The following is a 14246-nucleotide window of genomic DNA, read 5'->3' as shown; positions in this document are numbered from 1 at the left end:
TATTGCTGGATGATAGCAAAATAATTCATTATAATTCAAAACATTACTCCTGAAATTATGTGAAGGAAGAGCGACTGGCGCCGCGCCATATTGACAGGCTTTCGCGGCGAGCGCATTTATGACACCGGTTTCCGAAGCGTGCCTGACGACCAGCCATAGCTGGCGGCGCGCGAGGCGAGGGAGGTTGCAGCCAAAGGGAGGCGCGCTCTTTCCGACCGGGATTGCCCGGAAACCGCCTGCGCACGGCAGCAGGGTGGAAACATGGGAAGGGAGTGGATGAAAGTGCAGAATCAACAGGCTAAATTGGCAACGCCGCGACGGTTGGCGGGGGCATCCTTCGCAGTCATGGCCATGGCGCTGACCAGCCCGGCTCTGGCGCAGGATACCGCCGCTGCACAAAGCGCGGATAATGCGGAAGTTGCCGACATTGTGGTGACCGGTTTCCGCCAGTCGCTGGGCGCGGCCATCAATCTGAAACGCCAGTCTGTAGGATCGGTCGACGCGATCGTGGCGGAGGATATCGCCAAGTTTCCTGACCAGAACCTCGCTGAATCGCTCCAGCGCATTCCGGGCATCTCGATCCAGCGCGACGGCGGCGAAGGGCGCGCCATCACGGTACGTGGCCTGGGCGCGCAATTCACCCGCGTTCGTGTGAACGGATTGGAGACGGTCGCGACCTCGACCGATGGCGCCAGTTCGAACCGCGACCGCGCCTTTGATTTCAACGTCTTCGCGTCGGAACTATTCAGTTCGCTGGTAGTACACAAGACCGCCGAGGCATCTCTGGACGAAGGCTCCCTGGGCGCGGTGGTCGACCTCAACACCGGCAATCCGCTGGCGGGGAAGGACGGTTTTACCTTCGTGGGTTCCGCGACCGGCTCCTATAACGACCTCAGCAAGAAAATGGGGCCGCGTCTGGCGGGTCTGCTGTCGTGGAAGTCACCCGACGGTCAATGGGGCGTGGCGCTGTCGGCGGCCTATTCGAAACTCGACACCAAGCAGATGGGCAATAACACGGTGCGCTGGTCGCAGGCGCGGTTCGACAGCGTCGATGGCGCGCCCTGTTTCACAAGGAGTGCAACGGACAGCACCGGTGTCGCCAATAGTGGGGGCGTCTATACTGTCGGCCGGTCGGCGGCATGCGACAAAGCAGCGCTCGCCTTTCACCCGCGCATTCCGCGCTATGGCGAGATCGCGCAGGAACGCGAGCGTTTGGGTATCACCGGATCGATCCAGTGGGCACCGTCGGACGCAACCAAGGTTTCGATCGACGGCCTCTTCTCCCGCTTCCGCGAGACGCGCGAGGAGAAATGGGGCGAAGTGCTGCTGCGTTCCAATGAGCGGTCGATCGACGTGGTGAACCCGGTCTATGACAGCAACAACAATATGGTTTCGGCGACGCTGAACGACGCCTGGGTGCGTACCGAACATTATCTGCGCAAGTCGCAGACCAAATTCTACCAGTTGGGCGGCACCTGGGACCAGGATGTGAGCGACAGCTTCCGCTTCACCCTGCTAGGCGGCTTCTCCAAGTCCGACGCGTCGATCCCGGTCGAAACCACTTTGGTCTTCGATGATCGCGACGCGCAAGGCTATAGCTATGATTATAGCAATATGCGCCGCCCGGTGCTGACATTCGGTACCAGCGTCACCGATCCGGCCAATTTCCAGCTTGCTGAAATCCGCGACCGGCCGTCCTCGACCATCAACAAGTTCCGCACGGCACAGTTGCGCACCGAATGGGACGTGACCGACGGATTTACCGTGAAAACGGGCGCAGTTTATCGCCGCTTCTCTTTCGATACCGAAGGCTTTACCCGCGACACGATCGTGTGCGGGAATGGCGGCGTCGACCGGGTGCTGGGCACAGTGAACTGTTCGCCCAGCAGTGCCTTCGGGCCGTCCGCCATCTATGGCTTGCCGGTAACGTCGGCGTTGTCGGAACTGTTTACCTTGAAGGGGGCGGGCGCACCGGCGGGTACGACGACGCAGTGGCTGGTCCCCAATCTGGCGACAGGGACAGACTATACCAAATTATATGAGCGTGCGCTGACGGTTGATGCGGGTAACACCCGTGGCGTGGTTGAAAAAACCACCGGCGGCTATATCCAGTTCGACGCCAAGGGCGAGATTTTCGGCCTGGAATATGCCGCCAATGCCGGTATCCGCTATGTGAAGACCGACCAGAGTTCGACCGGCCTTAACAACGGCCAATGGGTCGGCGTGTCGCGCTCTTATGAAGACTGGTTGCCGGCGGTAAACGTTGCCCTGTTCCCACATCGCGACATTATCATTCGCGCATCGGTGGCGGATGTGATGACCCGGCCTAGCCTGGGCAATCTGACGCCGGGCGGTTCTGTCGATGGCTTCAACTATCGCGTCAGCTTCGGCAATCCTTTCCTCAACCCGTTCCGGGCAACGGCATACGACCTGGCGGTTGAATGGTATTTCGCGCCACAGTCGATCTTTTCGGTCGCGGCGTTCAAGAAGGATGTGCAGAGCTTCCCGATCAGCCAGACGATCACCGGCACCTTCGCCGCGACCGGTTTGCCGCTGTCGGTGATCCCGCCCAGTTCGCCCGCCGCGATCCAGCCCGAGCGCGCCGAAGGCTGGGCGATCAGCACGATCGTCAACGGCAGCGGCGCCAGCCTGAAGGGGATAGAGTTGTCGGTGCAGGCGCCTTTCACCTTCCTGCCCGGTTTTCTGTCGCATTTCGGCGGCATAGTGAACGCCACCTTCGTGGATTCGAGCGCCAACTATACAGTGTCGGGACCGGCGGTGGTGCCGGGCGGCGGCAATATCGCGGCGGTACGCAACGCCACGCTGTTCGGCCTGTCGAAGCGGGCGTTCAACGGTACGCTCTATTATGAGGACGAGAAATTCTCCGCCCGCGTGTCGGCCAGCTATCGCAGCAAATATATCGACCAGAATAGCGGCACGGGTAACGTGTTCGAAGGCTATAACAGCACGGTCAATGTCGACGCGTCGGTTCGCTACAAGCTGACCGACTGGATCGAGTTGTCGCTGGAGGGCATCAACCTGACGGACGATTATCGCGACCGCTACACCGACCTGGACGCCAATCGGAACTATGAGCAATTGCATTTCGGCCGCACCATTCAGGTGGGCGCGCGGTTCAAGCTGTAATGGCTCGGCCGGGCCGCCCCTGTGCGGACGGCCCGGCCTTATCATGAAGGAGACACCATGACGATCAGCCGCCGCGACGCCATGACCGCCGCCTTGGCCGGAAGCGCCTTCGCGCTAGGAAGTGGACAGACGGCGATCGCAGCACCGGCAGCCATTCCGGCCGACTGGAAGCGCGGGTTCGACAATCAGCGCATCGCCGATCTGGGCGACGGACGCTTTCTCAATCCGTTGATCTCCGGCGACCGGTCCGATCCCGCCATCCTGAAGGACGGCGCGGATTATTACATGACCTTCTCCACCTTCGACAGCTATCCCGGCATCACCATCTGGCACAGCCGCGACCTTATCAACTGGCGGCCGCGCGGCGCTGCGCTGCATAGGAATATCGGATCGGTCTGGGCGGTGAGCCTGGAAAAACATAAGGGCCGCTATTTCATCTACATCCCGGTGAAGGCCGAACCGAACAGCATCTTCGTCATCCATGCCGACACTATCGACGGGCCATGGAGCGAGCCGATCGACCTCAAGCTGCACGACCATATCGATCCCTGCCATGCGGTAGGAGAGGATGGCAGCCGATGGCTGTTCCTATCGGGCGGCGATCGTATCCGCCTGTCCGATGACGGACTGTCGACGGTCGGCGCGGTCGAGCATGTCTATGACCCCTGGCGCTATCCCGACACATGGGATGTGGAGGGATTTTCGCCCGAGGGGCCGAAGATCCATCGTCATGGAGGCTGGTTCTACATGCTGACCGCCGTGGGCGGGACGGCCGGGCCGCCGACCGGGCATATGGTGATCGCCGCGCGATCCCGCTCCATCCATGGCCCGTGGGAACAGCATCCGGGCAATCCGCTGGTGCGAACCCAAAGCCTGGACGAACGCTGGTGGTCACGCGGCCATGCCAGCCTGGTCGAAGGGCCGGACAAGAGCTGGTGGGCGGTCTATCATGGCTATGAAAATGGCCTGTGGACATTGGGACGGCAGACCTTGCTCGATCCGGTCGAATGGACAGCGGACGGCTGGTTTCGCATGACGGGTGGCGACCTGTCGCAGCCCTTGCCCAAGCCGCGCGGCGGACAGGCGGTGCCGCATGGCATGGCGTTGTCGGACGATTTCAGCACCTTGGAGCTGGGTGCAAAATGGAATTTCTTTCGCCCCGCGCCGGACGAGGCGAGCCGGGCGCGCGTGGAGAAAGGCGCGTTGGTGCTGAAGGGGCGAGGCAGCGCGCCGGTCGATTCATTCCCCCTGCTGCTGATCGCGGGCGATCCGGCCTATGAGTTCCAGTGCGATATCGAGATCGCGCCGGGCGGGACGGCGGGGATGCTGCTCTTCTACGACGACAAGCTCTATTGCGGACTAGGCTTCGACGAAAAGCGTTTCGTCACGCATCAGTATGGCATCGAGCGCGGGCGGCCCGCCAATCCGCATGGCCGCCGCCTGACGATGAAAGTGACCAATCGCCACCATATCATTTCCTATCACCTGTCGGCCGATGGCGGGCGGACATGGAACCGGTTCGACCGGGGCATGGAAGTGTCGGGCTACCATCATAATGTGCGCGGCGGATTCCTGATGCTGCGACCGGGCCTCTATGCCGCCGGGCCGGGCGAGGCGCGCTTCCGCGATTTCCGCTTCCGCGCGCTCTGACCGGCTCCTCGTTCAGGCGAAGGGCTGGTCGATCGCCACCGAGGGAGGCGTGAACCAGGCGGCGCCCGTTTCCGTTACATGGAAATGATCCTCCAGCCTGACGCCGAACCGGTCGGGCACGACGATCATCGGCTCGTTGGAAAAGCACATACCCGGCTCCAGCGGCGTATTGTCGCCGCGCACCAGATAGGGCGCCTCATGGATCGACAGGCCGATGCCGTGGCCGGTACGATGCGGCAGGCCGGGCAGCGCATAGTCGGGGCCAAGGCCGGCGCCCTCCAACACGGCGCGTGCGGCGGCGTCGATCGCGCCACAGGGCAGGCCGGGCCGCACTGCGTCGAACGCCGCCTGCTGCGCCTCACGCTCCAGATTCCAGATGCGCCGCTGCTCCGCATCCGCTTCGCCAAAGACATAGGAACGGGTGATATCCGAATGATAGCCGCCGATGGTGCAGCCCGTGTCGATCAGCACCATGTCGCCTTCGGCCAGAACGCTTTCGCCTGGCAGGCCATGCGGATAGGCGGTGGAGCGCCCGAACTGAACGATGCAAAAGCTGTTGCCCGATGCGCCCAGCGCGCGATGCGCGGCCTCGATGAAGCGCTTCACCTCGGTGGCGGTGATGCCTGCGCGCAGGATGCGGGCGGTACGGCGATGCACCTCCAACGTCATCGACTTGGCCTGCTGCATCAGGGCCAGTTCGGCGGGCGTCTTACAGCGGCGGCATCCGTCGATCACGCCCGATGCGGCGACCAAGGTCACATCGGGCGCGACCTGACGGATGCGCTCGACGAACAGGAAGGCCATGGCGGGATCAATACCCAGACGCGCCACGCCCAGCGTGCGCAGCGCGTCGGCGACCAGGGCGGCGGGACTTTCATCCTCCTCCCACAAGCGCAGGTCGGCGGCGGCGATCTTGAGATCGGCCTCCAGCGACCCCCGCTCGAAACGCGGGCAGATCAGGATCGGCTCGCCCGCGACGGGCAGGAGCATCGCCACCAGCCGCTCGCTCGCGCCCCAGGGCACGCCCGCATAATAGGCAAGGCTGGCGCCCGCGTCGATCAGGAGCGCGTCCAGTCCTTCTTCCGCCATCAGTGCGCGCGCCTTGTCCATGCGCGCCCGATATTCGATCGGGGTAATGGCCGGAGCCGGATCGCTCCAGCGTTTCAGCGCGGCAAGTTCGGTGGCGGCGTCGGAACCGCCAATCTGCTGAGTCATGCATTCATCCTTCGAAACGACGGAGCGAAAAGGGGGTGGGATCGACTGGCGGGGCGGCGCCCGTGACAAGCGCCGCGATGATTTCCCCGCTGATTGGTCCCAAGGTCAGCCCCAGATGCTGGTGCCCGAAGGCATAGAGCAGGTTCGTCGCCCGGTCACTCCGGCCGATGGCGGGCAGATAGTCGGGCAGGGTCGGGCGCGCGCCGATCCAGCGTGCGGCATCCCGGCCGATCGGCAGGCCCAGCGCCGCGACATGGCGGCGGAGCCGACGCCATTTGCGCGGATCGGGCGGCGATCGCAGGCTGGAAAATTCAACGATGCTTGCTGCCCGCAGATCCTTTTCGAACCGCGTCACGATCATGGAGCGATCCTCGAACACGATCGGCGGCGTTTCAACCGGCCAGTCGGCCTGCGAGACCGGCGCCTGAACATGATAGCCGCGTTCGGCGATGAGCGGAACATGGTGGCCCAGCGGGCGGAGCAGACCGTCCGACGCTGCGCCTGTAGCAATGACGACATGATCGGCATCGAACCGGCGACCATCGGTCAGTTGCACGGCAACGCGCCCATCCGCGAATGGCAACGCCTCCACATACCCCTGCATCGCCATGCCGCCCACCGCGAGGAAAGCGGCGCGCAGATCCTCCTCCAACCGGGTCGGGTCGGCGATATGGCCACTGCCCTCGCAATATATGGCTCCGGCGATGGGGCGTGGGATGAACCGCGCCAGCATCGCCAGCTCATCGGGCGTGGCGTCGCGGAAACGGGCGGTGCCACAGTCCGCGCCCAACCAGGCGGCACGTCCGGCGCGGGCGCGGGCCTCATTTTCCCAAACGATGAAATGCCCGTCCTCGATCAGACGCTTTGGCCCCTCGCACAGCGCATCGATCCGCCGCCACGCGGGCATGGCTTCCGCCAACAGCGTCTTCAGCGCCGTCTGGCCCGCCGCAAACCGGGTCGGCCGCGCCGCCGCAAGGAGGCGCAGGGAGAAAGGCAGCCATCGGGCCACATCGCGCAAGGGCAAGGCCAACGCGCCGCCACGCCAGAATAGCCGGCGAGGGAAACTGCGCACCGTCTCCATCGAGGCGAGCGGATTGACCTGCTCCACGGCCACATGGCCGGCATTACCCCAGGAAGCGCCGCGTAACGGACTGTCCCGCTCGATCAGGAGGGTCGAAATTCCTCGCTCTTGCAAGCGGATGGCGCAAGCGAGGCCGACAATGCCGCCGCCAACGATGATGGCATGATGAGTCAATGCGGATCGGGTCTTTTCATTGGATGAGAGATAATAAGATACCGTATACGATCATAGGTTTCAAGGATGCTTCGGGAGGAAAATAGCAAGCCATTGGTGCGGGCTTGCTGATATCAGACTGCGGTGCTTCATTGGTCAGATTGATCCAATGCACGATGGCATTCACGGACCCAATCGCCTCAATCAAACCAAGGGCGGAGGCGGAATGCGAACAACAAGGTGGACAGCTACGCTACTATGTGAGAATGTGGATTTATTTAACATAAGATATATTATCGTACTTATATGTTGCGGAGCCAAGGTGGAAATGACGCTCTGCTGGTGATCACAATCTCAGCTTTCGGCGGCGGAGTATCGTCATGCTTATTCTTCGGATTGGAGGATGCATTGATGAGCTTCGTGCCGCCATCAAGACGATTGACGATCTACGGGCGCTTTCTTCAGACGAATAGGTCATCGTGCGGCGTCGGTCATCCACGCCTGAAACTGCCCAAGCCGCGCCTCGCCAAATGCTTCCATTGCCGCAGCCGCATTCATCTCGGCGATGGGCACGCGCGCCAGCACCTCTCACCAGGCTGTCTCGGCGGCCAAAAAAGGCGCGCGCTATCGGACATGCCGTTCGACAGGCCTCCCGTGGCGTCAGGCACGGATCACGCCTGCGGATTTCCGTACAGCGAAACAAGGGTTCCGTACCCTCAATGGCCTGCACGATGTCGAGCAGTGAGATTTCGGAAGACGCACGGGCAAGCTGGTAGCCGCCCCTCACACCACGGCCGGCCGAGCCCTTACGCCGTTACATCGACGCTGCGGATCCTCCCTCCCCGCCATGACGGTTGCGCCCGCGCACCTAGCGCGACGTCCACAGCCGCCTGCGCCAGCAGGCGCGTCGAGTCGAGGACCGGTAGCGGTGAGGCTTCCGGCGTGATCAGCAGCGGTATCTCAGTGCAACCAAGTACAACCGCGTCGCACCCCGCGCGGGCAAGGTCTCGAATGATGCGCTGATAGTCGGCCTTAGTTTCTTCACGAAATATCCCACCGCACAATTCTTCGAAAATCGTGGCGTTTATGAGTTCACGATCCGCCTCGCCCGGGATGTGAAATTTGAGCCCGCGTCGATCGAACGCATCACGGTATATCGAGCCGTCCATCGTCCATTTTGTGCCAAGCACACCAAGCGATCTGAACTTCCGTGAAAGCGCGTAATCCGCTACGACCTCTGCAATATGCAGCCCCGGCAGCGGCAATGAGGTGTTTCCCGCCTCAAGAGCAAGATGCGCGGTGTTGTCCGGGCAGATAAAGAAATCGCAACCCGCCGCATCCAGACGCTTTAATGTCTGCGTCAGAGTCGCACGAATGGACGGAAGATCGAACCGCTCCCAGGCGGCCATACTTTTGCCCATGGCGATCACGGCCAACGTGATGTCCGGATGCTGATGCGGCCCCAGCCGACGGATGCCCTCATGACAGGCAGTCAGGTAGCAGAGTGCAGATCCTTCGGCGCTGTGCGCCAGAATGCCGACGTGCTTCATAGACCCAGTGTTCCCACTTCTAAGAGATGTCCGCCTCTCGACGATCGATGCTGCACATTATTTCGTTCTGAGCTCCAAAGAATTGCAATTATCGCTAGGGAGCTTTCCAAAAATTTCGTCCGAGCTATGATTGCGGAATCTACACGCGAACGCTGGAATGCCGACGATGTCGCTCGACCGAATTGATCGAAAGATCCTGTCCGCCCTTCAGGATGACAACAAGATCACTAATTTAGAGCTCGCAGAGCGGGTCGGGATCTCGCCGCCGGCTTGCCTTCGCCGCGTCAAAACGCTGCGTAATCAGAAAATCATCGAGGGTGATATCTCGCTCATCAATCCTAAGGCGCTTGGCAAGCAGATCACGGTCGTGATCGAAATCGTGGTTGCGCGCGCTGGCACCAACGTCGTTGACAAAGTCAAGCGCAAGATGCTGACGACGCCGGAAGTTTCGCAATGCTATCTAGTGACAGGAGACACCGACTTCATCGTGATCGCGCAGCTCAAGGATATGGAAGCTTACGAAGCGTTTCTGGAGCGGACATTTTACAACGATCCAATCATCGAGACGATGACCAGCCTCGTTGTCGTCAATCGTGTCAAGTTCAACCCGAAGCTTGATATCCCGATCGACGACTGAGCTTTGGGTCGGGCCGGGACGCGATGTATTCGCGCTGCCTCGAAACTGAGTGAGCAGCACTGAGGATGAGGCCCGCATGGCGCTTGCTTTGTCGAGCTGGACACCCGCAAAAACTCTGGCGGATTTGGGTCATTCGTGATTCATTGATTGGGTAGCCTTGCAGAATGTCATACAAGCGCCCTACGCCGAGTTTGTGCCCGGAGGTAGAACAGGAGCTGGAGCATGGATGCCGAATATATTGAGGCGACGTATGGTCTGACCTCATCTCAAATAGCCGATCTACGACGCTCTCCGTCACAGTGGGCGTTCATTAAGCAGAGGTGAGCGCCCTACCTCTCACATGGCCGTGGGCATCTGATCCCGGCCCCCTGTTGCGTAGGCGTGTGTCATTGAACTGGCCCAGTGCCGAGTGAGACAGTGCCTCGCAGGTTCCAGGGTCATGCGAGATCCATCGGGGCGCAGTTTTGTTGTCAACGGGTGCGCTTACGGCGTGACTTGGGTGTGGTGTGATGGCATCCTTCCTATAGAAATAACGTAGAAATATCAGATGCTTATTGGATATGCGCGGACCGGCAGGGTGCACAGGTTGCGGGCCGGAGGCCAGCAGCCTGTCCTACACACCCCCGCACCTGCTATCCTTGCGCCCGGCTCCTTCCCATCGTCCGCCCCCCTTTGCCCGACGGCGCACCCGCGCCCGTCGCCCGCAAACTTGGCTCAAACTCCTCATGCGCGACATGCGGGAAGTTCGAGAAGTTCCGGGCCGCCCCGCCGCCGCGCCAGTCATGCGGACGGCGCTGGCGCGCCGGCGCTTTTGCAGCGCAGCCCGCTGCGCGGCCTGCGCCCACATCGAACTGTCGCTCCTTGGCACCCTGGCGTCGGTTCGTGTTGCGGACGGGCGTCCGCGGACGATCTGGCTGCGCTCGGACGCATCGGGCCTGTTCCTCGTTTTGCGAAGCGCCATGGCCATCGGGTCGACACGGAAATCCGCGCCCCGCGACGGTGTGAACTTCGCAACTTCACAGGCTTTGCTCTGCGCCGACAGGCAATATGCGAAATCAGCGCCACGGCCCGGCCTCCCACCATCAACCATGATATCGCCGCCATGGTATGTGGATTGGCGGCGGCCCTTTGGACTGTTTGCCGCTCTTCGCTGTGCTAGCGTCATCGTCTGACCGGAAAGCCAGGCGGGAGATGGAGCGATGGACGATGATGTGGCGGCCTTTGTGGCCCGCGCCCGGATACGGGATTGTCTGGTTCGCCTGGCCCGCGGCGAGGATCGGCGTGACGCGGGGTTGATCCGGTCGTGCTGGTGGCCCGATGCACGCTATGACTATGGCGTGCAGGCGGGCGATTTCCCGGACTATCTGGCGTGGGTGGTTCCCGGTTCCGACGCCATTGCCAACACGCAGCATCTGCTGGGCCAGAGCCATATCGAACTGGCGGGCGACAAGGCCAGGGTCGAAACCCATATCCTGTCCTATCATCGTGTCGACATGGGCGGCGGCGACCAGGACATGGTGATTGGCGGCCGCTATCTGGACGTTCTGGAAGAGCGCAGCGGCGAATGGCGGATCGCCCATCGGATCATGCTGTACGACTGGTCCAGCGACTGGGGCAAAGCGGCCGACTGGTCGAAGGGGCTGATGGGCCTGCCCTTCGCTGCGGATCGTCATGCGGGGCGTGCCCAAGATGATCCCAGCGTCGCTTTCTTTGCCGAAGCCGCCGCCTGATGGGGTCGCTGTCGGGCAAGGTCGCGCTGGTGACGGGGGCCAGCCGCGGCATCGGGCGCGGCATTGCGCTGGTGCTCGCCGAACAGGGCGCGACCGTCTACGTCACGGGCCGCACGGTCAATCCGGGCGACTATTATCTGCCCGGTACGGTGGGCGAGACGGCGGAAGAATGCACCGATCGGGGACGGGACAGCGGCGGCAGTGGCATTGCGGTCGCCTGCGACCATGGCGATGATGACGCAGTCGCGGCGCTGTTTGATCGGATCGCCAAGGAGCAGGGTCGCCTCGACATCCTCGTCAACAATGCCTTCCTGTTGTCCGACGATCTGATCGAGCCGAAACCCTTCTGGGAAAAGCCGTTGTCCAATATGGAAATGTGGGATGTCGGGGTCCGCTCCAACTTCGTCGCCGCCTGGCATGGCGCGCGCATCATGGCGCCCCAAGGCTCAGGTCTGATCGTCGCGATTTCGGGCTTTGCCGCCGTAACCTACACCTATGGCGTGGTCTTCGGTACCGCCAAGTCGGCGGTCGATCGCATGGCGCGCGACATGGCGATCGAGCTGGCGCCGCACAATGTCGCGTCGGTGACACTGTGGCAGGGCCTGACCCTGACCGAGAAGGCGCGGGACAATCTGGCCCGGATGCAGGACCGGCTGACGCAATCCATCGCCGGGCAGAAAGGAAGCTCGGTCGAGCATCCCGGCCGGGTGATCGCGGCAATGGCTACCGACCCCGACATCATGCAGCGATCGGGCGGCGAATATATCACCGCCGAACTGGCTCAGCATTACGGCGTCACCGACATTGACGGCACGATCGTCCCGTCGGTTCGGGCGACGCGGGGGAGCCCAATCTGGCGCCCCATTTCGGAGGTCGATTATCGTGGCAAATGAACTGGACCCGCGCCTGCGCGACCTGATCGACAGGCAGGCCATATCGGAATGCCTCGCCCGCTTCTCCCGCGGCATGGATCGGTTCGACCGCGACATCTATCTGTCCGCTTTCCACGACGATGCGGAGATTGCGGCTGGCCCCTTCGTCGGCAGCGCCGCCGCTTGCTGGGATTGGGCCATGCCCCTGCATGACCAGGCGCAGATATTGACCCATCATGCCCTGCTGCAAACCAGCATCGATCTGGACGGCGATGTCGCCCATAGCGAAACCTATTATCAGTTCATCGGCCGCAATCGCGACGAAAGCCTGATCATGGCGGGAGGCCGCTATATCGATCGGTTCGCAAGGCGTGACGACGCCTGGAGAATCGCGCTTCGGATCAATGTCATCGAATGGTCCGTGCTGCCGCCCGCCATACCCATCCCCTATGCCGATGTGCCGGATATCGCTGGTAATGGCGTGTCCACGCGCGGGCGGGAAGATCCCTCTTATCAGCGGCCGCTCGTCAACCGGCGGGCATCGCAGACACCCGCCTGACGGGGTTTTCCATTGAGACGAACGGGTCCGACATGACCGAAGCCACGAACATCCGACGCATCACCAGCAGCGGATGGAACATCCGCTGGGACCAGCGGCTCGCCGATCGCGCACGCGCCGAAGGCTGGTGGCGGGACGATAGCTGCATCGACGCGCTGCGCCGCGCCGCGACCGACACGCCCGACCGGATTCTGGTGCAGGACGATAGGGGCCAATTGTCGGCCGCCGCACTGCTGGACCAGGCGAACCGCCTTGCCCAGGCGCTGCTGAAACGCTTTACGCCCGGCAGCGTCATCTCCTTCATGCTGCCCAATTGGCGCGAAGCGGCGGTCATCTACATGGGATCGACCCTGGCGGGCATGGTCGCCAACCCCATCCTGCCCTCGCTGCGTGACCATGATCTGCGCTTCATTCTGGCCGATGTGCGCAGCCGGATGATCTTCATTCCCGCCATCTTTCGCGGGCATGACTATGCCGCGATGATGTCCCGCGTGAATGGCGAACTGGCGCAGCCGCCCGAAGTCGTCATCCTGCGCGGCGAAACGGGTGTCGCGGGCAGCTATGCGGCGTTGCTGGATGAACCGGGGGACGCGCCCCTCCCCGCACTCGACGCTGACGATGTGCGGATGGTCATGTATACCAGTGGCACCACCGGCCGTCCCAAGGGCGTACTCCACAGCCATAATTCGCTTAACGCGCTGATCCGGCAGATCGGACGCCATTGGCTGGTGGAGCCGGGCGACCGTTTCCTCGTCCCCTCCCCGATCAGTCATATCGGCGGGTCCATCTATGCCTTCGAAATGCCGGTGATGCTGGGGACCACCGCGCTGCTGATGGAGGCATGGAACCCCGAAGCAGCGGTGCAGCAGATGGTCGAAGCGCGCTGCACCCATATGGCAGGCGCAACGCCTTTCCTGCAAACGCTGCTGACCGCCGCGCAGGCCGCGGGAACCCGGTTGCCCGACCTGAAGCTGTTCATCTGTGGCGGCGCCTCTGTCCCCCCTGCCCTGATCCGCGATGCGGCCGGTTATTTCGCCAGGGCGATCGTCAGCCGCGTCTATGGATCGACGGAAGTTCCAGTGACGACCGTTGGCGTGATCGACCGCGGCGACACGGCCCATGCGGCCGATACCGACGGTCGGCCCGGCATAGCCACGGTGCGGATCGGGGCCGATGGAGAGATACGCGCCCACGGCCCGCAGATGATGGTCGGCTATGTCCATGCGGAGGATGAGACGACAGCTTTCGACGCTGAGGGATTCTACCGCACAGGCGATCAGGGTGCGCTGGTGGATGGCGACCATCTGGTTGTGACCGGTCGGATCAAGGATCTGATCATCCGCAACGGCGAAAATATTTCACCCAAGGAGATTGAGGATCTGCTGATCGGCCATCCCGATATCGCCGATATCGCGATCGTCGGCGTGCCCGATCCGCGTACCGGCGAACGGGCGGTCGCCGTCGTCGTGCCGCAGGCCGGAGCAACACCCGACATCCCGTCGATCAGCGGCTTTCTGGCGGATCATGGGGTCGCCCGGTTCAAATATCCCGAAACGGTGGCCCTGTGGGACATGCTGCCGAAAAATGACGCAGGCAAGGTGCTGAAACACGCCATCCGGGCCGCCCTGACCGCAGCCTGACACGAAGATCGA

At 62.4% G+C, this 14246-nt stretch carries 11 protein-coding genes; 7 read left to right on the top strand and 4 right to left on the bottom strand.

Going from position 1 to position 14246, the window contains the following annotated elements:
- Window positions 1–345 precede the first annotated feature (345 nt).
- Together MOK15_RS17270 and MOK15_RS17265 are read left to right on the top strand one after the other, a co-directional pair.
- On the top strand, window positions 346–3147 hold the full coding sequence (locus MOK15_RS17270) for a TonB-dependent receptor (RefSeq protein ID WP_242932958.1): 2802 nt from the start codon (window positions 346–348) through the stop codon (window positions 3145–3147).
- A 57-nt stretch (window positions 3148–3204) separates the two neighbouring features.
- The gene (locus tag MOK15_RS17265) at window positions 3205–4797 is read left to right on the top strand and encodes a family 43 glycosylhydrolase (RefSeq protein WP_242932957.1); all 1593 of its coding nucleotides are present in this window, start codon (window positions 3205–3207) and stop codon (window positions 4795–4797) included.
- Between the two features lie 12 nt (window positions 4798–4809).
- On the opposite strand, the gene MOK15_RS17260 is transcribed toward MOK15_RS17265, so the two are convergent.
- The 4 genes from MOK15_RS17260 to MOK15_RS17245 form a co-directional block, all read right to left on the bottom strand.
- Window positions 4810–6012: a Xaa-Pro peptidase family protein gene (locus MOK15_RS17260; RefSeq protein ID WP_242932956.1), complete on the bottom strand. Its 1203-nt coding sequence runs from the start codon at window positions 6010–6012 to the stop codon at window positions 4810–4812.
- A 4-nt stretch (window positions 6013–6016) separates the two neighbouring features.
- Window positions 6017–7267 (bottom strand): FAD-binding oxidoreductase, encoded by a 1251-nt coding sequence (locus MOK15_RS17255; RefSeq protein WP_242932955.1) that lies wholly within the window; start codon window positions 7265–7267, stop codon window positions 6017–6019.
- Between the two features lie 325 nt (window positions 7268–7592).
- The gene (locus MOK15_RS17250; RefSeq protein WP_242932954.1) at window positions 7593–8033 is read right to left on the bottom strand and encodes an Rrf2 family transcriptional regulator; all 441 of its coding nucleotides are present in this window, start codon (window positions 8031–8033) and stop codon (window positions 7593–7595) included.
- Window positions 8034–8052: 19 nt separating this feature from the next.
- Window positions 8053–8796 (bottom strand): amino acid racemase, encoded by a 744-nt coding sequence (locus tag MOK15_RS17245; protein WP_242932953.1) that lies wholly within the window; start codon window positions 8794–8796, stop codon window positions 8053–8055.
- 166 nt (window positions 8797–8962) lie between these two features.
- Here MOK15_RS17245 and MOK15_RS17240 point away from each other — a divergent pair, with 166 nt between their 5' ends.
- From MOK15_RS17240 to MOK15_RS17220, 5 genes are all read left to right on the top strand, one after another.
- Window positions 8963–9433: an Lrp/AsnC family transcriptional regulator gene (locus MOK15_RS17240; RefSeq protein ID WP_242932952.1), complete on the top strand. Its 471-nt coding sequence runs from the start codon at window positions 8963–8965 to the stop codon at window positions 9431–9433.
- Between the two features lie 1199 nt (window positions 9434–10632).
- Entirely contained in the window at window positions 10633–11163 is a 531-nt protein-coding gene (locus MOK15_RS17235) for a nuclear transport factor 2 family protein (RefSeq protein WP_242932951.1), read from the top strand.
- Window positions 11163–12056, top strand: coding sequence for an SDR family NAD(P)-dependent oxidoreductase (locus tag MOK15_RS17230; protein WP_242932950.1), 894 nt, complete (start codon window positions 11163–11165; stop codon window positions 12054–12056). Before MOK15_RS17235 ends, MOK15_RS17230 begins: the two co-directional genes overlap by 1 nt.
- A complete protein-coding gene (locus tag MOK15_RS17225) occupies window positions 12046–12594 on the top strand; it encodes a nuclear transport factor 2 family protein (protein ID WP_242932949.1) in 549 nt (182 codons plus the stop codon). Before MOK15_RS17230 ends, MOK15_RS17225 begins: the two co-directional genes overlap by 11 nt.
- Window positions 12595–12626: 32 nt before the next feature.
- Window positions 12627–14234, top strand: coding sequence for an AMP-binding protein (locus MOK15_RS17220; protein WP_242932948.1), 1608 nt, complete (start codon window positions 12627–12629; stop codon window positions 14232–14234).
- The last annotated feature ends 12 nt before the right edge of the window (window positions 14235–14246 follow it).

Source organism: Sphingobium sp. BYY-5, assembly GCF_022758885.1.
In the GTDB taxonomy this organism is placed as follows: Bacteria; Pseudomonadota; Alphaproteobacteria; order Sphingomonadales; family Sphingomonadaceae; genus Sphingobium.
Note: the sequence above shows the minus strand (reverse complement) of the source record. Positions and strands in the feature narration are given on the sequence as shown.